At 30.4% G+C, this 21,581-nt stretch carries 20 protein-coding genes; 17 read left to right on the top strand and 3 right to left on the bottom strand.

Annotation, left to right across the window (positions count from 1 at the left end):
* The first annotated feature begins 98 nt into the window (after positions 1–98).
* The 12 genes from BUB36_RS14360 to buk all read left to right on the top strand — a co-directional run bounded on the left by BUB36_RS14360 (position 99) and on the right by buk (position 13,020).
* Positions 99–2,132: a sigma 54-interacting transcriptional regulator gene (locus BUB36_RS14360; protein ID WP_073151752.1), complete on the top strand. Its 2,034-nt coding sequence runs from the start codon at positions 99–101 to the stop codon at positions 2,130–2,132.
* Positions 2,133–2,463: 331 nt separating this feature from the next.
* Positions 2,464–2,829 carry a Lin0368 family putative glycerol transporter subunit gene (locus BUB36_RS14355; RefSeq protein WP_073151749.1) on the top strand — a complete coding sequence of 122 codons (366 nt, stop codon included), beginning with the start codon at positions 2,464–2,466 and terminating at the stop codon, positions 2,827–2,829.
* A 35-nt stretch (positions 2,830–2,864) separates the two neighbouring features.
* Entirely contained in the window at positions 2,865–3,194 is a 330-nt protein-coding gene (locus BUB36_RS14350; RefSeq protein WP_073151747.1) for a Lin0368 family putative glycerol transporter subunit, read from the top strand.
* 27 nt (positions 3,195–3,221) lie between these two features.
* Entirely contained in the window at positions 3,222–4,220 is a 999-nt protein-coding gene (gene dhaK / locus BUB36_RS14345; protein WP_073151744.1) for a dihydroxyacetone kinase subunit DhaK, read from the top strand.
* Between the two features lie 71 nt (positions 4,221–4,291).
* Positions 4,292–4,921 carry a dihydroxyacetone kinase subunit DhaL gene (gene dhaL, locus BUB36_RS14340; protein WP_073151741.1) on the top strand — a complete coding sequence of 210 codons (630 nt, stop codon included), beginning with the start codon at positions 4,292–4,294 and terminating at the stop codon, positions 4,919–4,921.
* A 12-nt stretch (positions 4,922–4,933) separates the two neighbouring features.
* Complete coding sequence (gene dhaM, locus BUB36_RS14335) at positions 4,934–5,326, top strand: dihydroxyacetone kinase phosphoryl donor subunit DhaM (RefSeq protein ID WP_073151738.1); 393 nt, start codon at positions 4,934–4,936, stop codon at positions 5,324–5,326.
* 29 nt (positions 5,327–5,355) lie between these two features.
* Positions 5,356–5,628 carry an HPr family phosphocarrier protein gene (locus BUB36_RS14330; protein WP_073151735.1) on the top strand — a complete coding sequence of 91 codons (273 nt, stop codon included), beginning with the start codon at positions 5,356–5,358 and terminating at the stop codon, positions 5,626–5,628.
* Between the two features lie 453 nt (positions 5,629–6,081).
* Positions 6,082–6,639, top strand: coding sequence for a type 1 glutamine amidotransferase domain-containing protein (locus tag BUB36_RS14325; protein ID WP_242655856.1), 558 nt, complete (start codon positions 6,082–6,084; stop codon positions 6,637–6,639).
* 670 nt (positions 6,640–7,309) lie between these two features.
* On the top strand, positions 7,310–9,370 hold the full coding sequence (locus BUB36_RS14320; protein WP_073151729.1) for a sigma-54 interaction domain-containing protein: 2,061 nt from the start codon (positions 7,310–7,312) through the stop codon (positions 9,368–9,370).
* Between the two features lie 180 nt (positions 9,371–9,550).
* Entirely contained in the window at positions 9,551–11,329 is a 1,779-nt protein-coding gene (gene iorA / locus BUB36_RS14315; RefSeq protein ID WP_073151726.1) for an indolepyruvate ferredoxin oxidoreductase subunit alpha, read from the top strand.
* 1 nt (position 11,330) lies between these two features.
* The gene (locus tag BUB36_RS14310) at positions 11,331–11,909 is read left to right on the top strand and encodes an indolepyruvate oxidoreductase subunit beta (protein WP_073151723.1); all 579 of its coding nucleotides are present in this window, start codon (positions 11,331–11,333) and stop codon (positions 11,907–11,909) included.
* Positions 11,910–11,958: 49 nt separating this feature from the next.
* Positions 11,959–13,020 carry a butyrate kinase gene (gene buk / locus BUB36_RS14305; protein WP_073151720.1) on the top strand — a complete coding sequence of 354 codons (1,062 nt, stop codon included), beginning with the start codon at positions 11,959–11,961 and terminating at the stop codon, positions 13,018–13,020.
* 131 nt (positions 13,021–13,151) lie between these two features.
* Here buk and BUB36_RS14300 read toward each other — a convergent pair whose 3' ends face one another.
* A complete protein-coding gene (locus BUB36_RS14300) occupies positions 13,152–13,304 on the bottom strand; it encodes a hypothetical protein (RefSeq protein WP_165613096.1) in 153 nt (50 codons plus the stop codon).
* A gap of 289 nt (positions 13,305–13,593) precedes the next feature.
* Positions 13,594–13,854: a hypothetical protein gene (locus tag BUB36_RS14295; RefSeq protein WP_073151714.1), complete on the bottom strand. Its 261-nt coding sequence runs from the start codon at positions 13,852–13,854 to the stop codon at positions 13,594–13,596.
* A gap of 948 nt (positions 13,855–14,802) precedes the next feature.
* Between BUB36_RS14295 and BUB36_RS19770 the strand changes: the two genes are divergently transcribed.
* From BUB36_RS19770 to BUB36_RS14275, 5 genes are all read left to right on the top strand, one after another.
* Positions 14,803–14,952, top strand: coding sequence for a hypothetical protein (locus tag BUB36_RS19770; protein ID WP_165613095.1), 150 nt, complete (start codon positions 14,803–14,805; stop codon positions 14,950–14,952).
* Between the two features lie 189 nt (positions 14,953–15,141).
* A complete protein-coding gene (locus BUB36_RS14290) occupies positions 15,142–16,884 on the top strand; it encodes a sensor histidine kinase (RefSeq protein WP_073151711.1) in 1,743 nt (580 codons plus the stop codon).
* Complete coding sequence (locus tag BUB36_RS14285) at positions 16,881–17,528, top strand: response regulator (protein WP_073151708.1); 648 nt, start codon at positions 16,881–16,883, stop codon at positions 17,526–17,528. Before BUB36_RS14290 ends, BUB36_RS14285 begins: the two co-directional genes overlap by 4 nt.
* A 315-nt stretch (positions 17,529–17,843) precedes the next feature.
* Positions 17,844–19,004, top strand: a complete 1,161-nt coding sequence (locus BUB36_RS14280) for a hypothetical protein (protein WP_073151705.1) — start codon at positions 17,844–17,846, stop codon at positions 19,002–19,004.
* A gap of 14 nt (positions 19,005–19,018) precedes the next feature.
* On the top strand, positions 19,019–19,609 hold the full coding sequence (locus BUB36_RS14275) for a hypothetical protein (RefSeq protein ID WP_073151702.1): 591 nt from the start codon (positions 19,019–19,021) through the stop codon (positions 19,607–19,609).
* 932 nt (positions 19,610–20,541) lie between these two features.
* On the opposite strand, the gene BUB36_RS14265 is transcribed toward BUB36_RS14275, so the two are convergent.
* Positions 20,542–21,581: IS4 family transposase (locus tag BUB36_RS14265; protein WP_073151696.1), on the bottom strand; the 1,040-nt coding region annotated here is incomplete at its 5' end.

Here is a 21,581-nt window from a genome sequence, read left to right as displayed (position 1 = left end):
TATATCACAGGAACTGAATATTTTTAAAAGTTTGAAAAAATATTGTAGCTTTAGTACAATTAAGAAAAACAAAAAACCTAAATGGAGAGTGGGGAAATATGTACTATCAAAAGGAGATTGTCATAAATAATCCTAAAGGGCTTCATACTAGAGCGGCTGCTATAGTATCATTTAAAGCTACTAAGATTAATAAAAAATATGGTGTTAATTTATTTATTCAGAAAAAGGTAAATGAAAAGGAAAGTAAAATCCCTATAACAAGTATGTTAGCCTTAACAACTCTTGGAATAAGAAAGGGAGATAAGGTTTTAATAGGCTATGATGGAAGTGAGGATTGTAAAAAGGCTCTTGAAGAAATGGAAGAATGTTTAACAGGTAAAATTGATGTTGAAATGTCAGATATAGAAGCTATTGATAGAGTATTAGATAAAAATACATTAACCAGTGAGAGGTTAATTGAGAGTATATCGAATGGAGTAATAGTAGTGAATGAAGATAATAGAGTCATTCTATTTAATAGGGCTGCTGAAAAGATTACTAATATTAAAAGGAATCAAATAATTGGGAAAAAAGTCAATGAGGTTATTGAAGAATCTAGGCTTCATGAAGTATTAGAAACGGGAAAGGAATCGGTTCAGGATAAACAAAAGCTTGGTAATACAACTATAATAACAAATCGAACTCCTATTATAGTAGATAATAGTATTATAGGGGCAGTAGCAGTTTTTCAGGATATAAGTGAAATAGAAAGGCTTTCAAATAAGCTGGAATCAGTAATGGAAATTAAAGAGAGGTTTGGAAATATCCTTAACTATGCTAATGATGGAATATGCATGGTAGATGAAAAAGGAATTATCACCTATGTTAATCCAGAGTTTGAAAAAATCTGGAATTTAAATAAGATAGATATACAAGGAAAACATGTTGAAGAAGTTTTACCAAATTCTGCAATTGTAAAGGTTATCAAAAGCGGCAGAAAGCAACTTGGGGTAATATCTAAAAAAGAAGAAGGAGTAAAAGTCATATCAAATGTTTCTCCAATTTTTATAAATAATGCATTTAAAGGAGTAGTATCAATATCTAAAGAAGAAACACATTTACAAAAAATGATGAAAAAACTTAGTGAAGCTGAAGAAAGAATCAAATATTTTAAAGAGGAACTTGATAGGAAACAGAATATTCATGAAGCCTTTGAAGTAATAATTGGTAAGAGTGGGACCTTGGAAGATGTTTTATATATAGCGTCAAAGGCAGCAAAAACATCATCTACAGTACTAATTTATGGTGAGAGTGGAACTGGCAAAGAATTATTAGCTAGAGCAATTGCAAGTGCAAGTTCAAGAAAAGACAAGCCATTTATTAGATTAAATTGTGCTGCTATACCAGAGAATCTTTTAGAAAGTGAATTATTTGGGCATGTTAAAGGGGCATTTACCGGTGCAATAAAGGATAAGATAGGAAAATTTCAGTTGGCCGATGGAGGAACAATTTTTTTAGATGAGATTGGAGATATAAGTAAGGAAATGCAAGTTAAGCTTTTGAGAGTTCTTCAAGAGAGAGAGTTTGAAAAGGTCGGGGGAAATCATACAATAAAGGTCGATGTCAGAGTCATAGCTGCTACGAATAAAAACCTTGAAAAAATGATAAAAGAAGGAGAATTTAGAGAGGATTTATATTATAGGTTAAATGTTATTCCTATTACTCTACCTCCCCTAAGGAAGAGAAAAGGAGATATTCCATTATTAGTAGAGCATTTTATAGAAAAAATCTGTAAAAAAGAAAAGATGAGTATAAAAAAAGTTTCATCTGAAGTTTTAGAATATCTTGAAAATTATTATTGGCCTGGAAATATTAGAGAACTTGAAAACATTATAGAAAGAGCGATTGCTTTAAGTGATGAAGATATTTTATATGAGGATTGTTTACCAAGTTATATTAAAGGTGTTCGTAAATCTGAAAATAAGGAATTGATTAATTTAGTAAACGGTGATTTAGTTACTTTAGAAGAATATGAGAAGAATATAATAAAGTTGGCTTTAGAAAAATATAAATCTTTTAATAAAGTTGGTAAAGTATTAGGAATTACTCATAGAACAGTAGCATTGAAAGCAAGAAAATATGGTATAATATAAAGTTTTACAAAAAGAAATTGATAAAAATTATCATACTTTGATAATTTTTATCAATTTCTTTTTGTTATAATCTCTTATTACAAAACTAGAGGTGCAATATTAATATTTTAGCTTCACTCAGAAAATATTAAAATATCAATGTGATATCATAATTTTCAAAATTTTTATTATTATTTTATTTAATTGGCATAACTATTGCATTTATCCTAGGTAAGAGGATTATAGGTTAATATTGTAAGTAGTAGCTAAAAAAAGCTATGTTAAAGGATGATTAGCAGACAATTAACTGTCTGTCAATTATAAACATTTCAAAAATTGAGGAGGGGTACTAATGAAGCATTTAGGTACAATGTTAGGAACAGCTATTGCAGGTATGTTTGTATTTGCTGTTTGGGGTAAATTTGCTAGTGAATATGGTATTGCTGGTGGATGGTTTGCAGGATTAATTATTATAGGTACTATGTGGTTTTTAAATCATTACATAGGTATCCATAATAATGATGGTGCATGGGTAGATATGGCACTTGGTATTGGGGTTGCAGGAATAATGATGGGCGTATTTAAGGATGGTGTCCAAGCTGGTATTGATGCACTACCTACACTAGTAATTGTTATCTTAGGTGGTATTACTGGTGGCATAGTAGCTTATAAGCTTGAGCAATATTTGGCTAAAAAAGAAGAGGAAATAGCAGCATAGTTAAATAATAATAAAAAGATGAAAGGAAGAAGGTTATGACGATTCAGAATATGGTAACTACTTTTGCAGGAGCTTTTATATTTCCATTTTTAATAAGATTAGCATGGGGGAAAATGGTAGAAAGCTGGGGGCCTATAGGTGGATGGATGGCTGCAGGTTTTATAGTTGGAACTATGTGGACGTTAAACCACGGGGCAGGATTAATAGTTCAAACTGGTGCTTGGGTTGATATGGCATGGGCTGCAGGAATTGGATTACTTGCAGCATCAGTAGCAGCTGGAGATCATTTTGGAAAAGGCTTAACAAATGCTTTGTTCGCAATTATTGGTGGAACATTAGGTGGATTCATATTGTCTTGCTTATAAAACAATAAATACAAGGAGGAACTTTTTATGAAAAAGATTATTAACAATCCTGAAAATGTAGTAAACGAAATGCTTGAGGGGATAGTTAAGGCACATCCAGAGTATGTTAAAAGACTTGAAGGTTTTAATGTTTTAGTAAGAGCAAATGGACCTTCAAAAGGAAAAGTTGCATTAGTAAGCGGTGGTGGAAGTGGACATGAACCTTCTCATGGTGGTTTTGTAGGGGAAGGAATGTTAGATGGTGCCGTAGCTGGAGAAGTATTTACATCACCCACTCCAGACCAAGTTTTTGAGGCAGTAAAGGCAGTTGATGGTGGAGCAGGAGTACTTTTAGTTATCAAAAATTATACTGGAGATGTTATGAATTTTGAAATGGCAGGCGAGTTAGCTAAAGCTGACGGTATAGAAGTAGATAGTGTTATTGTAAATGATGATGTTGCAGTTGAAAATAGTACGTGGACTACTGGCAGAAGAGGAATAGCAGGGACTATATTTATTCATAAGATCGCAGGAGCTGCAGCTGAGAAAGGAATGGGTCTTCCAGAAGTAAAAAGAATTGCAGAAAAGGTTATTGCTAATGTAAGGTCTATGGGAATGTCACTAACACCTTGCACAGTACCAGCTGCAGGCAAGCCAGGCTTTGAATTGGCTGAGGATGAAGTAGAAGTTGGATTAGGTATACATGGTGAACCAGGAACCCACAGAGAAAAAATAAAATCAGCAGCAGAAATAACAAAGGATTTAATGGATAAGATTTTTGCAGATATAGATCTAACACAAGATGATGAAGTAGCTGTTTTAATAAATGGTTTAGGTGGAACTCCTTTAATGGAACTATATATAGTTAACAATGAAGTGGATAAGCTATTAGAGGACAAAGGCATCGTAATCTATAAGACAATTGTAGGTAACTATATGACTTCACTGGAGATGGCTGGATTTTCTATATCTATATTGAAGCTTGATGATGAGCTTAAAGAATTATTGAATTATAAAGCAGATACTCCAGCATTTAAACAATTATAGAATTTGGGATAGATTTTCTTCTATCCCAATTTAAAATTTAAATTATTGAGAGTAGACGAGGAGGGATAAATATGATAACTAGGGATTTATTATTAGATATATTAAAGAATATAGCTGCTGTAATAAAAGATAATAGACAATTTCTTACTGATTTAGATGCAGCCATAGGTGATGGTGACCATGGTATAAATATGAATAAAGGATTTAAAGCCGTTGAAGAAAAATTAGATACAGTAAGGGATAAGGATTGTGGCACTATACTTAAAACAACTGCTATGACATTAATATCAACTGTAGGTGGAGCTTCAGGCCCACTTTATGGAACTGCTTTTTTAAAGGCTGCAATGGTTGTAAACGGTAAAATGGAGATTGACAATGAGGATATTGTAAAGATGTTTGATGAGGGAATACAGGGAATCATTATGAGAGGTAAAGCTAAAAGGGGAGAAAAAACTATGTTGGATGCGTTAATTCCAGCATATGAGGAGTTAATGAACTCTTTAAAAGATGGCAGTACAATAGCAGAAGCTTTTAACAAGGCTTGTAAAGCAGCATATGATGGTGTTGAATATACCAAGACAATAAGAGCAACTAAAGGAAGAGCAAGCTATCTTGGTGATAGAAGTATTGGTCATCAAGACCCTGGAGCGACTTCAAGTTATCTAATAATAAAGACAGTTGCAGATACATTAAACAGATAGGAGGCCTTTAACATGGTAGGAATTGTAGTAGTATCTCATAGTAAAAAAATTGCAGAGGGTGTAGCTGAGCTATGCAGTCAAATGGCACATGATGAGCAGAAAATAGAAGCTGCAGGAGGCACAGAAGACGGAAGAATTGGAACAGATGCTATAAAAATAATGGAAGCAATTAAGAAAGCTGATAATGGTGAGGGAGTTGCAATATTTGTTGATATGGGCAGTGCTATAATGAGTACAGAGTTAGCTTTGGATTTATTAGATGAAGATATTAAAAAAAGAGTAGTGATAGCTGATGCACCTATTGTTGAAGGAAGTATTGCAGCAGTTGTTCAAGCTTCTACAGGCAGTTCATTAGAAGAAGTAATAATGGTAGCTAAACAAAGCAAAAACATAGTTAAGATATAATAATTAAAGTCTAATTAGGAGGTATTGTATTGTATAAAAAAGAGGTAGTTGTAAAAAATGAGAATGGGTTACACGCTAGACCAGCCTCATTATTTATCCAGAAGGCATCAAAATTTAAGTCGGAGATAAATTTACAAATAGGTGATAAAAGCATTGATGCTAAGAGTATTTTAGCCGTATTATCTGCAGGGATAAGGTGCAATAGTAAAATTACAATTTCAGCTGTAGGTGAAGATGAAAAGCAAGCCGTACAAGAATTAATTAAATTTATAGAAACTTGTAAAGCGGATAGTGTAAAGTAAGTTATGAAAAACAAAAATAAAAAGTACTAATGATTAATATTAAGATTAAAAGACAAAAAGAAGCATATCTAAAGAATTAAGATATACTTGACAGTATAGGAAACAATGCTCTGTAGATAGCACCGACGGCAAAAGAACTCAAAATCAGATTAAATAATCCGACTAAATTTTAGTTAGATTATTTAATCTGACTTTACTTTAACAGATGAATATTTTGCCTTTTTTAATGGATTTTTCTGTGGGATAATTTGCTTTATAACAATTAATTTACGTATTCAAAGCTACACTTATTTGTATTTGAAAAGGCAAACGGTACATATTATTATGTGGACAATTAAATAATTGTCACACTTACCTCTTTGTACTCTGTAGCATATCTACATACCTACTATTATTATAATTTATTTTAGGGTAAATAGATATTTTTTATTACTTTTTGAGCCTTGAGTTTATATGAAAGGAAAGATTGTTATTATGAGATTAAAAGGTAAAAAAGTGCTGGCTTTCATCCATGATGATTTTGAAGATTTAGAATTGTGGTATCCAATTCTGCGACTAAGAGAAGAAGGAGCAGTAGTAGATATAGTCGGAGAAGAGGCTAATAAAATTTACAAAGGTAAATATGGAGTACCTGCAAAGTCCGATTTTAGTTTTTCAGAAGTAGTTCCCTCTAAGTATGATGCATTATTAGTTCCTGGAGGATGGGCACCAGATAAATTACGAAGGTTTAAAGAGGTAATAGATATTGTAAGACATATGGATAAAAATAAAAAGCCTATAGGACAAATATGTCATGCTGGTTGGGTACTGATTTCGGCTAAGATATTAAATGGAAGAAAAGTGACTAGTACCCCGGGTATAAGGGATGATATGGAAAATGCAGGGGCAATATGGCTAGATGTACCTAGCGTTGTAGATGGACATATAATATCAAGCAGAAGACCACCAGATTTACCCGAATATATGAGAAATTTTATTAATGTTTTAGAAAAAACTAGTTTTGAAGATTAGTTAGAATTCTGATGAAATAATTGAAATAACTTGATCATAAAGCTGCATTTAAGTTCTATCGATATTTATCGATAGAACTTTAGTTTGTATATGAAAACCATTAGTTGAGCTGGTAGATGATTATTATAATAAATTTAGTGGTACATGCATGATAAATATTTATAATAAAATTTATTACTTTATGGTTTTAAGTACTAATAGAATGACCAAAAACTTTGAACTTAGAAATTACCACTTAGAACTATAAGTGCGTTGTTAGATGTTTTTGGAGGTAGATTTGTGGAAATTTCTTATAGACTCAATATTAATACTTATATACTTTACAACTTATATGGGAATCTCATTATTTTAGAAGCCATTTATTGGTTTATTATCTTTGAAAAGGATTGTCCTTTTCAAAGATAATGACTTTAAACTCTGTAGCAGCAGTAACTGTATTTATTTTTCAAGCGCCTACTGGCCAGCAAGGAGACTATACTCGACTATTATTACAAAGTATATTAACAAGAATATACCGTTTCTTTATGCAGTAGAAAAATATTTGATAGTAAATCGAAAATTTTAATAATTTTGACAAGTATTAGAAGGGAATAGCTGTATAATGTAGTATAAGAAATAAAATAATAATTTGCAATTAATTTAAAATTGATGCATATTTTAGGAGGATTTTATGAAAAAAACACTTGCTATAATAAGTTACAGTTTAGAAACCGTAAAAATTTACTATGAACAGATTAAGAGTTTATTCGCAGATAATGTTGATGTTATTAAATTTTGTGTTGATGATGAGGAAATAAAAAGAGGCATAACAGCAGACATAGTATTGATTCCTTCTTATAATGCGTTAAATAAAATTAGGAAATATATAAAAAATAGGGCTGAAATAATATTTGTAAATAGAACAATATCAAAATCAGGATTTGATAAAATAATGAGCATACCTAAAGGAACAGAGGTAATGCTTTTAGATGAGAGTCTTGAAATGTCTAAACAAATGATTTCTGTGCTTTATCAAATAGGGATAAGACATATTGACTTGATTCCAGGTAGTATCCAAGAAAGAATTGATATTAAGAATAGAATATTAATTGTATTAGGTCAATCAAAAAATATACCTAATGAAGCAAATAAGGTAATTAATATAGGTAGCAGTCTTATAGATATTAATACGATAATTGATTTAGGGATAAAATTAAAGCTGGATCATATTTTAAATAGGCAAAACATAAAAAAGAGTTATAAAGAAATTATTACTGCCAATGTTGGATTATCTGAAATATTAATAAAGACAAACAGATTTGAAAGTCAGCTTGATATATTACTTCAGGTAATTGATGATGGAGTTATTGCTATTAATTCGAAGGGGTTGATATTTTCATATAATGAAAGTGCAAAAAGGATATTAGGATTTAGAAATGAAGAGGTAATAGATAGGGATGGAATAAAATTGTTTCCACAAATTCCTTTTGAGTATGCTTTAAGAAAAATAAAATCGGTTAAGGAAAGGCTTGTAAAAATAAATGGAGATGATGTTGTTGTTTCAGTAGATACTATAACTCATTCAGGAAAGATTTATGGTGCTGTTGCAATCATAAGAAGGTTCAGTGAAGCTGAAAGAAAACAACATAAACTAAGGGCTCAGCTCATTGGTAAGGGACATAAGGCAAAATACAAATTTGATGATATAATTGGAGAAAGTGAAGAGATAAGAAAGTGCAAGGATATAGCTAGAAGGATGTCAAAATCAAATTCTTCGATTTTGATTACGGGTGAGAGTGGAACAGGAAAGGAGCTATTTGCTCATGCTATGCATAATAGCTCAAAGAGAAGAGATTATCAATTTGTAGCTGTAAATTGTGGTGCATTGCCAGAAAGTCTTTTGGAAAGCGAATTGTTTGGTTATGAAGAAGGAGCATTTACTGGGGCACGAAGGGGAGGGAAACCGGGACTTTTTGAGTTAGCTCATAGAGGAACATTATTTTTAGATGAAATTGGTGAAATGCCTTTAAAACTTCAGATGAGACTTCTAAGGGTTCTTCAAGAAAGGGAAGTAATGAGAATAGGTGGAGATAGACTAATTAATGTAGATATTAGACTAATTGCTGCAACAAATAGAGATTTAAAGAAAATGGTGAAAAAAGGAGAGTTTAGAGAAGACTTGTATTATCGATTAAATGTACTTCCTTTAAAAATACCTCCATTGAGAAAGAGATTGCAAGATATATTTCCTCTTATCAATCAAATAAAAAAAGAATTTAATAGCGATTTTAAATTTACAGAAAAGGCAAAACAAGCTTTAATAACTCATAATTGGAGGGGAAATGTTAGGGAATTAAGAAACTATATTGAGTATCTTGTTAATCTAAATATAAAAGAAGTAGATATTGATGATTTGCCAATCGAGCTTGAAGTAAGCCTAAAGGATGAAGTTTTTGATCGAGAAGAAAAAAGATTGACAGAAAAATTTATTGACAGTATTGGAAAGAATATTAAAAAGTATATTTTTGTTTTAGAAGAATTAGACAAAAGCTTTGTTGAAAAGAAAAGGATAGGAAGACGGAGTATTTGCTTGAAGGCTAAAGAAAGAGGTATTTTCGTAAGTGAACAGGAAGTTAGAAATATATTAATCAATCTTGAAAAGTTTTTAATGGTAGAAATATTTAGGGGTAGAAGTGGAACGGTAATAACTGAATATGGTAGACGGGTACTGAGGTATATACAAAAGGGTTAAATGGCAATGCAATTGATACCATTTAACCCTTTTGAATTTTATTTAAAAGTGTATATTCATTTAAAAATTCAAACAAATAGAACTAATTTATGACTGTTTTACTTGGCATAGTATTTGCGAGTTATATCATTGAATATTGAAAATAGGGAAATTATTTAAATATGGCAAGGAGGAAGATAGATGAGAAGATTATTAACAGGGAATGAAGCTGTTGCTCGTGGTGCATATGAGGCTGGAATTACTTATGCTGCAGCATATCCGGGTACGCCGAGTACTGAAATTTTAGAAAATATAGCACCTTACAGAAAAGAAATAATCGCAGAGTGGGCTCCAAATGAAAAGGTAGCTTTAGAATCAGCTATAGGGGCATCAATAGCAGGAGCTAGAGCTTTAGCTGCTATGAAGCATGTAGGAGTAAATGTTGCAGCTGATCCATTGTTTACCTTTGGTTATACAGGGGTTAATGGAGGTATAGTCCTTATTACTGCTGATGACCCTGGGATGCATTCATCTCAAAATGAACAGGACAATAGATATTATGCGAAATTTGCCAAGGTTGCTATGCTTGAACCAAGCAACAGCCAAGAATCTAAGGACATGATTAAAGCTGCAATAGAAATAAGTGAAAAATATGATACTTTAGTATTATTTAGAATGACTACTAGAATTTGTCACAGTAAAACTCTTGTTGAATTAGGAGAAAGAGAAGAAATAGACAAAAAATCCTATGTTAAGAATTTACAAAAATATGATGCAGTGCCTTCAGTATCTAGAAAACTCCATGTGCAGCTTGAGAAAAAACTTGAGAAACTTGAAGAATTCTCTAATGAAACAGAGATTAACTATTTTGAGTGGAATGATAAAAAAATAGGAATTATAGCATCTGGGATTGCTTATCAATATGCTAAGGAAGTGTTTGGAGATAAGGCTTCTTACTTAAAGCTTGGATTTACCTATCCACTTCCTATGAAAAAGATAAAAGAGTTTGCAGATGAGGTTGAGACACTCTATGTAATAGAAGAATTAGAACCTTTTATTGAAGAACAAATTAAGGCTGCTGGTATAGATTGTATTGGTAAAGAAAAAGTGCCTAGAACAGGAGAATTAAATCCAGATATTATTGCTAAGGCATTATTGAATGAAGAAAGACCGATAATAGAATATGATAAATCTATTGTTGCTGACAGACCTCCGACTCTTTGTGCTGGATGTCCCCACAGGGGTTTCTTCTATGAATTGGCTAAAAGAAAAAATGTTATGATTACTGGTGATATTGGATGCTATGGTTTAGGTGGAATGGATCCGCTAAACGCTAAAGATACATGTATTTGTATGGGTGCAAGTATAAGTATGGGTCATGGAGCTCAAAAGGTATTCAACAAATTTAATGAAGATATGAGAGTTATAGCAGTAATTGGGGATTCAACATTTTTTCATACAGGTATTAATAGTTTGTTGGATGTTGTATATAACAGAAGTAATACAATAACATGTATACTTGACAATAGAATTACAGGTATGACAGGGCACCAGGAAAACCCTGGAACTGGATTTACACTTCAAGGTATGCCAACAAAAATTGTAGATATTCCTGCTCTTGTTAAGGCAATTGGAGTTGAGCATATTAAGGTAGTTAATCCATTAAATTTAAGTGAAATGAAGGAAGCCTTTGATTGGGCATTGAGTCTTGATGAACCATCAGTAATTATTACAAGATGGCCGTGTGTACTTAAAAAACATTCTCAGCTAGATAGAGAAGAGTTTGGAGATTATATGGGATTATGTGAAGTAGATGAGGAAAAGTGTATAGGTTGTAGAATTTGTATTAAAACGGGATGTCCTGCATTGCAGTTTAATAAGGAAATTAAAAAGGTAAAAATTTACAAGACGCAATGTATAGGCTGTGAAGTATGTCTACAGGTATGTCCTGTAAAAGCGATAAGTAAGGTGGGTGAATAAAATGGCAGAAGTTAAAAATATATTATTGGTTGGTGTAGGTGGACAAGGGACAATCCTTGCAAGTAAAATTTTATCTGCTGGGCTTGTTGGAGCAGGCTATGATGTAAAGATGTCTGAAGTTCATGGAATGGCCCAAAGAGGGGGAAGTGTTACTACCCAAGTAAGATATGGTTCAGAAGTATTTTCGCCTATTATAGGTAAAGGTCAAGCAGACATATTAGTTTGCTTTGAAGCTATGGAAGGTTTAAGGCTGCTAGATCATTTAAAACTCAATGGAAAAGTAGTAGTAAATGATTATAAAATTCCTTCTATTCCAATACTTACAGGAAAAAGGGATTATCCTGAAGATGTAATAGAAAAAATAAAAGAAAAAGCTAGTACAATGACAATAGATGCTGCAGGTATTGCAGAAGATTTAGGTGATGCCAAGACAATGAATGTTGTATTGCTGGGAGCGTTAGTTAAGGCCATGGGCTTAGATGAAATTGATTGGGAAGATGTGATAAGAAAAACCGTTAAGGAAAAATTTATTGATATTAATATCAAGGCATTTAATAAAGGAATAAAGGCTATTAAATAGATTTAATATATTATATTAGATATTTAAATATTTAAAGGAGGTTAATAAAATGCATAAGATTTTAGCAATAAATCCGGGTTCTACATCTACTAAGATTGCTATTTATGAAGATACAAGAGAAATTTGTAAAAAGACAATAGAGCATCCAATTGGAGAAATAGAAAAGTATAAAAATGTTGCTGAACAATATGAAATGAGACATAAAGCTATTATGGAATTTTTAAATGAAATAAGATTTGATGTTAAGGAGCTTTCTGCTGTAGTTGGGAGAGGCGGGCTATTACCTCCTGTTAAATCTGGAGCTTACAGGGTTAATAAAGCTATGGTAGATAGACTGAAATATAGACCGGTTGTAGAGCATGCATCAAACCTAGGTGCAATTATTGCCTATGAAATAGCAGAGCCTTTAGCAATTCCTTCATTTATATATGATTCAGTTGCAGTTGATGAGCTGGAAAATATAGCTAGAATATCAGGCATGGCTGATATAGAGAGAAAGAGTTTTTCCCATGCACTGAATATGAGGGCGGTAGCTATAAAGGTAGCTAAAAATCTAAGAAAAGATTATAAGAACATGAATCTAATAGTTACACATTTAGGTGGAGGTATATCAATAAGTGTTCATAGAAAAGGTAAAATGATAGATATAGTTTCTGATGATGAAGGGCCTTTTTCACCTGAAAGAGCTGGAAGAGTACCTTGTAAGGATTTAATAAATATGTGCTATGAGTATGATAAGAATACGATGAAAAAGAAACTTAGAGGTAAGGGAGGATTAGTATCATATTTAGATACTAATAGTGCTTTGGAGGTTGAGGATAAAATAAAAAATGGAGATAAAAAAGCAAAGCTGATTTATGAAGCTATGGCATATCAAATTGCTAAGGGAATAGGTGAGCTTGCAACTGTTATATATGGTGACGTAGATAGAATAATTATCACTGGTGGTATTGCATATTCAAAAATGATGACAGAATGGATTAAGAAAAGGGTAGAATTTATAGCACCAGTAGAAATAGTTCCTGGTGAAAATGAATTAGAATCTCTGGCATTAGGGACTTTAAGAGTGCTTAAAGGAGAAGAGAAGGCTCGTGAATATGATTTAGATTAAAACAAGGAATTGCTTTATAAGGTATGAGAAGTCAAGGGAGTCAAGGTGACGGTTCTTTTGATATATTATGAGTTTAAAAATGTTTTAGTAATATGTTCTATGTGCAAATCATTATTTCTTGATATTTCTTTCTATTGAGTAAGCTGAGGTGGGTTAAGATTATTCATGATACTAATGCAATATAAGTTTTCGTCTAATGAATCTAATGTATCATCATAACCATTAGGCAACATTGCAGAACCAAGTTCGATAGCTTTTTCAGAAGCAAGATAGTACAGTCTCAAAATAAGCAGACTTTTTGGAAAAAATATCTTTTGCATTGTTAAATAAATGAATAATATAGGGTTTGTTAATATAAAATATCTAAGATGTTTTATGTTAACCAATTTTTGGAGTTATTACACAGTCTGCTCCCCCCATTGTCATTTATTCGGGACTTTCACCCTATAGATTGCGCCCATGTTAGGCGCACCAAAAAAGAGAGCTAATCCTTACTTTTAGCTCTCTTTTTTGGGTAAACGATAATTTTCCTCTATTCTAAAACGTCTCCTTGCCATGTAGCCTTCAAATGGATTATGTCTTAAGTATTGCAACAGCGATTGCATAGATAATGCTAAAGGATATTGCCTCAACAAATTTCAAGAATAATATATCAGTAGAATAATACACTAACATTGTACTTGAACTTATAATCAAGAAAATAGAAATTATAATTTTTAAATAATAGTTCATTTCACTTAGCAAAATAAATTTGCCTTTAAATTTAATAAATAACTTATAGGTTATGAAAAACATTATTACAGCAACTACTGAAGCAATTACTTGATATATCATTAGTAAATCCACCTCATTTTCTACTCATTAAACATCAAGTATCATTAGCAAATAGTAAAGATTTCCATTAAGCATTGTGGATATAACTATCTATCATTGTATCATTCCTTCTAAGCAAAGGGCTTGACAATGCATAGAATATCATACCAACCATCAATAACAATAGCACTCTACTCCAAATCAAAATTCGACTCAGTAAATATTATCCACTCTTTCACAATATAAAATTTGATATTTCTATTTATATCCAGATATCTATTTTTTACTAATACGTGCTTATTTATGCTTATAATCCTGTATATGTTGCATAATAAGTTGTTCTAGCTTTTGTACACTCTTTATCATAATCTGGATCATAATAAAATTTAATTTTCATCCTCTTTGCAAGTGACCCTAGATGTTTATGATAATAGATATTTTCAAAAGTTTTTCTAAAACATTGAAAAATTTAACACTTACAAAGTATCAAAGTTTTAAGCTTATCATTTTAAATTTCTGTATACTAATTCTCCAAATATGCTCTTTGAAAATCTCGTTAATGTTAGTCTGAAATCTTTTAGTTTCAACATTTGTAAAAAATTATATGTATAATTGTTTATTTTACTCAATTTTTATTACATTCAGTTACTGTTTTATTTTGTGCTTGGAAGTATTTATTGTTTAAACTTAAACTTGTACAAGTTTGTATGTAAAAATATTATATCATTTTTTATATGTAAATCAATACCATTTATCATTTTTTTTTGTATTTATACATTTATTTACTAACTATTAATTTTAGTGTCTACAACTTCATTTTTTTTTATTATACTTCTGCAATTTAAGAAGCAATACTACCAATATAGGACTAATATGATTTTGACAATGAACAATGAGGACGGTAAAAATAGAGGAAAAATGCCGTTTGCCAAAAAAAAGAGAGCTGGGTGAACCGAAGGGACTGTTCCTTTGGTTCCAGAAAATATGAGATATAGTGTTAGAAGGAGAACGGTAAAAGGGGTCAGGGTTGAAAAGTTGAATTGTTATGGGATAGTTAAAGATGATGAAAAATCTCAAGAAAACCAAGGATTTGTTATAAGGGTACATTTTATAATGTAAGGTTGATGGTATAGATTAAAGCTTACTGGAGCAGATACAGTTATATACTCTATTTCATGGTGAAATATTGAAGTAGAAATTTAGGCAACTGATAGAGCCTATAGAGATTGATGTCTATTGTTATTATATACATAATAAGGTATAATATTTAAAAAAAAGAAAATTATTCTGACGGGAGAAACACCACTTATGAAAATTCAATTTTCAATTGGTATAATTATGCTAATGGTATCATCAATGATATCTTTAGCGATGATAGTGTATACATTCTTAAAAGCAAAGAGGACCCAAATGTTTTATACTTATATGTCGAATCAAAGTCTGATTTTTATATGGTCAATGGGTCAAATATTTGAAGTGTTCTCTACTAATGTTCAGACAAAATGGTTTTTTGTTGTATTTGAATATTTTGCAATTTGCTTTATAGGGGCGACATGGTTACTTTTCTCTCTTAGTTATTTAAATCATAAAATAATTCAGAGCAGGAAAAATATCATACTTTTATGTATAGCTCCAGCTACTTTTTTCATATTGGTAATGACAAATGAATACCATCATATGTTTTATACAGTATTTGAGTATGACTATAGAACCTACGGTATTTTCTTTTGGTCGCATTTAGCGTTATCATATATATATCTTTTAATGGGAACAGCAATATTAATAAAATGTTTGGTGAAAGGAACTGGATATAAAAGAAAACAAACCATACTTTTGATTTTTGCAGCACTAATTCCCATCGTATCAAATATTATCCATGTCTTCAAAATTATTAAACTAGGCATTGATATAACATCTGTTGGCTTTACATTTTCTCTAATGTTCTTTGCAATGGCAACCTTTAAGTACAGGTTTTTGAATATCGTACCTATTGCTTTGCAAAAAGCAGTTGATAATATAAAAGAATCAATTATTGTAGTAGACAATTTCAATAAAATTATTGATTACAATAATGCATTTATCAAAACTTTTTTATCAGGTAGGATGATTGAAAACAGTGAGGATATAAATGATTTATTAAATAAAATAAACAAAAATATAGATAAAACAAAACAAACTAATAAATTACTAGAGGCAATACAGTTTGGTACTGAAACGTGTATCAGTGGAGAACTTACATTGAAAGGGTCTGAAATCAAATGCTATACTGTAAATGTATATCCTATTGTTGGTGCTAAAAAAGAAGTACTAGGAAGAGTTGTTACATTCAATGATATATCATCCTATAAAAAATTACTTAAAGAGTTAAATGCAAAAAATGAAGAATTGTCCATTATGAATGAACAATTGAAGGAACATTTATATGCTGTAGAAGAATTAGCAGTTATGAGGGAACGAAACCGCTTTGCTAGGGAGGTTCATGACACATTAGGTCATACTATGACTTCTCTAATTACACTTATGCAAGTAAGTAAAATAGCTTACAAAAAAAATACTGATGAAGGGGAAGAGACACTTTCCAAAGGAATAGAAATTGCAAGACAAGGTTTAAAAGAGATAAGGCGATCTATTTCAGGGCTATTTCCTCAAAAGCTTGAAAGTAATACTTTAACTGACGGGCTAAAACAGTTGATTAATGAGTTTCAAAATTTAGGAATAAATATTGAATTAAATATTTATGGAGAAGAGTGGTATAGAAGTAGTGCATGCTTTAATGCAGTATATAGGATATGCCAGGAAGCAATAACAAACTCAATACGTCATGGCAAAGCACAGCAGATTAATATCATTTTGCGACTTACGGATAATAGAATAAAACTTTTTATTATTGATAATGGATGTGGCTGTAAAAAAATAAAAAAAGGCTTTGGTTTATTGGGGATGGAGGAAAGAGTAAAAGAGTTAAATGGATTACTAACCTATGGGTCAGATGGAGAAAGTGGCTTCAATATTCATGTGGAGATACCGATAGGAGATGATGATAAAAAGTGATAAAAGTATTAATTGTTGATGATAATATAATTTTAAGAAGTGGACTAAAAACAATTATACAGCAAGAACAGGATATTAAAGTTGTAGGATGTGCTAGAAATGGAAAAGAGGCTTTAGAGCTATGCGACAAGCTTTTGCCCGATTTAGTACTTATGGATATAAAAATGCCTGTTTATGACGGTGTGGAAGGAACAAAGCTAATAAAAGAAAAACATAAGGAAATAAAAATTATTATGCTAACTACTTTTGATGATGAAGAATACATAACAAAAGCTCTAATAAATGGTGCTGATGGTTATATACTTAAAGATATAGGAGATCAAGAACTGATAAATGTTATAAAAAATACTGCTAAAGGCTTTGTAGTTGTTCAGCAGAGCGTTCTAAGAGACATTAGAAACAAATACGAAACAGCTATTAAAATGAAGAATGTAAGGAATATAACTATAGATATCAATCTAACTAATCGTGAAAAAAGCATTATTAAATTAATTGTTGATGGAAAAAAGAATAAAGAAATAGCAAAAGAACTTTATCTTGCAGAAGGAAGCGTTAGAAATATAATATCATCAGTACTGGAAAAACTAAAGCTACAGGATCGCACACAATTAGCTGTATTTGCAATTAAAAATAATTTGGTATAAATGACAACTGTCAAAGGACAATTGTCATTTTTTTATAGTAGATTATGACATATGTAATTGAAAAAAGTGACAAATAACAACTGTGAAAATAGACTGTAAAAGTATAGAATGTATATTAAATGAGATATGGATAATAATTGAATTCAACTATCATATCACATTGTTTGAATTTTTCCTGCAGGAATTATTACTGAAAATCCAAATCTTCGAGGGAATAGAGGTAAGATTATATTTTTGTTCTTTCATGATAACATGCTACTTACGGGCAGCTTATATCTAGATAATTAAAAATATAATAAAAGGAGAATATGTTCTATGAAGAAAAAAATAATAGGTGCAATTTTAGGAGTTCTATTAATTACAACAAGTACTATAGAAAGTATAACCGTCTTTTCACAAGAACAATTTATAGAAGAATCACAACAAGTCAATATGGAATTAGTTCCTACTTTAGAATGTATAGATAAGAAAACTCATTTCAATCAACTAATGAAATTGAAAAATAATAAAGATGATATGGATGAATACTTACAAAATCTTAATACAAAAGATTTACTACTAACGATTGCTGAAACTGCAGAAGAACTTGAGAAACTAAACAGCACTTCAGATTTAAGTATTTTCAATTCATATACTGACAAATTTATTAATAAATTATCTATAGATGATTATACTTATATTCTAAACAACAAAGAATATCCATTATCATTCAAATGTTTTATGATGGATTTTGTAAATTATCATAAAGAAAAAGATAAGTCTATGAAAACTAATATAAAAAAATATAATAAAAACCTACGAAAATTATTAAAATCTAAGGATAATGACTCAAAATTACAAGTCAGATCACTTATTTTAATTGATGATTATGATAAAAATGATATTACTATGTTAGAAAATATTTTAAGCTCTGATGATTATACAGATAGGGTAAAAGGATATGCATTAAAAGCTCTTACAAAAATAGACAAAGATATTTCATATAAAAAAATAAAACATATCATTGACAATTCGAATAAATATAGTAAATTTGAATTGCGTATAGCATTGGATTTATTAGATGAAATTAAAAATGATTCACAAGAATCTATAGACAATATAAATGAAGTTCTTAAAAACACGAAGGATAAAGAAACTCTTGATGATATAATTTGGGCTTTAGGGAAAATAAAACATCCAAATTCTGTAAAAACAATTATTGAAAATAAGGAACTTTTCAGAGAACAATTATTAAAACTTTATGTAAATATGAATTATTTAGCTATTGATAAAATGTTAAATATAGATAATGACCCAAGTACGATTAATATAGCATTAGAATGTGTTGAAATTTCACCATTCAAAGAATTTGCTGAAAAATTAGAGATATTATCATCCAAATCTGAAAACAAATCAATTAAAGAAAAGGCAAATGAATTGCAAAAAAAAATAGATGGCTATAATAAGCAAAGGAATAAACATTGGGATTATTATTAAGAGGAGGTAAAATCATGAGGAAGCCAAGAATAATTGTATTTCTATCATTAATTATGATTTTTTGCTTAAATATATCTAATGTCTTTGCATATGAATTTTATGGGAAGCCTATTTACAGAGATGGAGTTGCAGTAATTGAATGGCATGCTGGTTTGTCTGCTTCAACGGATGGTACTACGATTTTACATGCAGATAACTATGAAGATGCTACCAGAGTAACTGATTATGATGGATTTATGAAAAGCAGCAGCAATGATTTTAAAGGTGTATATCACAAAAAAGAAATGGATATTTATGATTATCAAGAAGTTGTTGAAACGGCTAATAGATTAGTTGAATTAAAAATCCCATATGATTTTTATAATCCGGTAGGACATAATGAAACAAGTGGATATATTTCCCCGACTGAAATTACAGGAATAAGATGTGATGGATTTGTTGAATACAGTTTTGAATGGAATAATTTTAAAGTAATGAAATGGGGAATAAATGGAAGCATATGGGACATTAGTGAAGTAGAGGATAATAAAGCTCACACATGGTATAACATGTCGCCTAAAAGTCAAGCAGCTTTTCTAGATTATTACGCTTCAAATCTTAATTGATAAGAAAATATGATATAGTTAAATGGTTAAATAATTAACAAAGAAAAAGATGTAGGAGGCTATACTTCTACATCTTTATAAATACTTATTACAAATATGTTTCAACAAAAAAATTAGGTAATACAATTGATATTGGAAGGGAAAAAAAGAATGAATAATAATACTTGTAAAAAAAATACAAATATTTTAATTGTATTAAATATTTTTGAACTTTGCTTATTGTCTTTATATATGATATTACACTCATCTTTTTTTAAGTGGTCTCCTTTTTATGAACCATTAGGTTATCAGTTTTTTCTATTTTTCTATTTAATACCTTTGCATTTAGTTATAGGAATCTTATTAATTAGTATGGATAGATATAAAAATTTGTCCAAATTTAATAAAACCATCCCTTTTTTAGCGTCTTTATATCCATGCTTAAGTTTTCCATTAGCAAATATTTTACATAATTTTCCTGATGATTTAATTTTTATTATATTAAGTTTAATAGGGCTAGTTCTGTTTATTATATTTATAATTATATTTAAAAATATTTTAAAGAGGTTAAAAGAATCATAACATTACTAAAAGTCGGAGGTGAAAAGTCGGAGGTGACGGTTCTTTTTGACTCATTTTTCAAAGTCGGAGGTGAAAGTCGGAGGTGAAAGTCGGAGGTGACGGTTCTTTTTGACTCATTTTTCCATATAAGATGTATCATATCTAAAAGATGGAGGGAAAAATGCTGAGACAAAAAAGAGAGATAAGTAAAACCAAGATATATCATCACTAGTGTTCAAAATTTAGAAAAACTTTCTATTGATTTTTGAAGATTTCCTGATCTTCACTGATAAAATTAGATAATCTAGGTTTCAGGAAATATATTCCATCAAAAATGGATAGAAATATCCTTTAAATCAGTGAATTTGGATTTTTATGGAATTATCTATTTCTTAACTTCCAAGCCAAATCGCCCAGTTAAATGTCCTATTATCTACGTGTTTGGTTATGGAATGCTTAATCAATCGCTTTATTTTTAATAACCCTAAGGATGATTTAGCGATTTTTTGAACCATCTTAATCATTATAAAAGCAATGATAGCTGTTATAATCTGATTCATTACTGCATTTAAGCTATATCCTATGAATTTTTTGATTTTTAAGTGCTGTTTTATCCATTTAAAGAATAGTTCTATTTCCCAACGTTTTTTATATAACCAGGCTATTTCTTCACTGGATAAATGAAATACATTTGTTACAAAAATTAGTTCTTTTCCTTTAGCGTCAATAATTTTAATAATTCTGTACTTTTTCTTGGTTTTGTTTATATATTCATTACCAAGATATACAACTTTATCATATACAATTGTTGTGTCTTCATCTAGTAGTTCCATTTGTGAATAGGTGATTTTGAGAGTCTCAACTTCTTCTGTTACTGCATTATCTTTAAGCCTTGTAATAAAATATTTTCCGTCGTCAGTGAATTTATCAAATTTTTTATAGTCCACATAAGCTTTATCAACCACATAAATGCAGTTTTTTTCAGTCATTAATTCTTCCATTTTCTTTTTATCGTGGACCTTAGCATTTGAAACAATTACTAGTTCAGGGACACCTTTACCTAAGTCATATTTGGTATGAAGTTTTATGCCTGCTTTAGTCTTTCTAAATTCTGCCCATTTAAAATAGGATAGAGCCATACTAACTGTTGAAGAATCAATGATTTTAACAGATCCGAACTCCTTGATTTTATGGTCTATAGATAGTTGATTCATAGCTGTAGCGATAATTTGATTCAACAAAGGGATATATACTTCGAAATTTATGTTATTGTTGTAATTTGATAAAGAGCCAAGACTAACAGGATTTATCAGTTCATTTAGGTCTGAATCAGATTCCATAAAATCATGAATGTCTCTTAAACTATCTAGCTGAGCTAAGTGAAAGTAAATTAGAGCTTTTAAATGATTCTGAGCAATGTAATAGTTAGTAT

Origin of the sequence: Paramaledivibacter caminithermalis DSM 15212 (assembly GCF_900142245.1) — a bacterium.
Classification (GTDB): domain Bacteria; phylum Bacillota; class Clostridia; order Peptostreptococcales; family Caminicellaceae; genus Paramaledivibacter; species Paramaledivibacter caminithermalis.
The sequence above is the reverse complement of the archived record's forward strand: the minus strand, read 5'-3'. Positions and strand labels throughout refer to the sequence as shown.

What these genes read in the sequence shown, in the direction of transcription:
- BUB36_RS14355 (WP_073151749.1), top strand. Translation starts at nt 2,464, where the DNA reads ATGAAGCATTTAGGTACAATGTTAGGAACAGCTATTGCAGGTATGTTT.
- BUB36_RS14280 (WP_073151705.1), top strand. Translation starts at nt 17,844, where the DNA reads ATGAAGAAAAAAATAATAGGTGCAATTTTAGGAGTTCTATTAATTACA.
- iorA (WP_073151726.1), top strand. Translation starts at nt 9,551, where the DNA reads ATGAGAAGATTATTAACAGGGAATGAAGCTGTTGCTCGTGGTGCATAT.
- BUB36_RS14360 (WP_073151752.1), top strand. Translation starts at nt 99, where the DNA reads ATGTACTATCAAAAGGAGATTGTCATAAATAATCCTAAAGGGCTTCAT.
- buk (WP_073151720.1), top strand. Translation starts at nt 11,959, where the DNA reads ATGCATAAGATTTTAGCAATAAATCCGGGTTCTACATCTACTAAGATT.
- BUB36_RS14290 (WP_073151711.1), top strand. Translation starts at nt 15,142, where the DNA reads ATGAAAATTCAATTTTCAATTGGTATAATTATGCTAATGGTATCATCA.
- dhaK (WP_073151744.1), top strand. Translation starts at nt 3,222, where the DNA reads ATGAAAAAGATTATTAACAATCCTGAAAATGTAGTAAACGAAATGCTT.
- BUB36_RS14310 (WP_073151723.1), top strand. Translation starts at nt 11,331, where the DNA reads ATGGCAGAAGTTAAAAATATATTATTGGTTGGTGTAGGTGGACAAGGG.
- BUB36_RS14325 (WP_242655856.1), top strand. Translation starts at nt 6,082, where the DNA reads ATGAAAGGAAAGATTGTTATTATGAGATTAAAAGGTAAAAAAGTGCTG.
- BUB36_RS14295 (WP_073151714.1), bottom strand. Translation starts at nt 13,854, where the DNA reads ATGATATATCAAGTAATTGCTTCAGTAGTTGCTGTAATAATGTTTTTC.
- dhaM (WP_073151738.1), top strand. Translation starts at nt 4,934, where the DNA reads ATGGTAGGAATTGTAGTAGTATCTCATAGTAAAAAAATTGCAGAGGGT.
- BUB36_RS14275 (WP_073151702.1), top strand. Translation starts at nt 19,019, where the DNA reads ATGAGGAAGCCAAGAATAATTGTATTTCTATCATTAATTATGATTTTT.
- BUB36_RS14350 (WP_073151747.1), top strand. Translation starts at nt 2,865, where the DNA reads ATGACGATTCAGAATATGGTAACTACTTTTGCAGGAGCTTTTATATTT.
- dhaL (WP_073151741.1), top strand. Translation starts at nt 4,292, where the DNA reads ATGATAACTAGGGATTTATTATTAGATATATTAAAGAATATAGCTGCT.
- BUB36_RS14320 (WP_073151729.1), top strand. Translation starts at nt 7,310, where the DNA reads ATGAAAAAAACACTTGCTATAATAAGTTACAGTTTAGAAACCGTAAAA.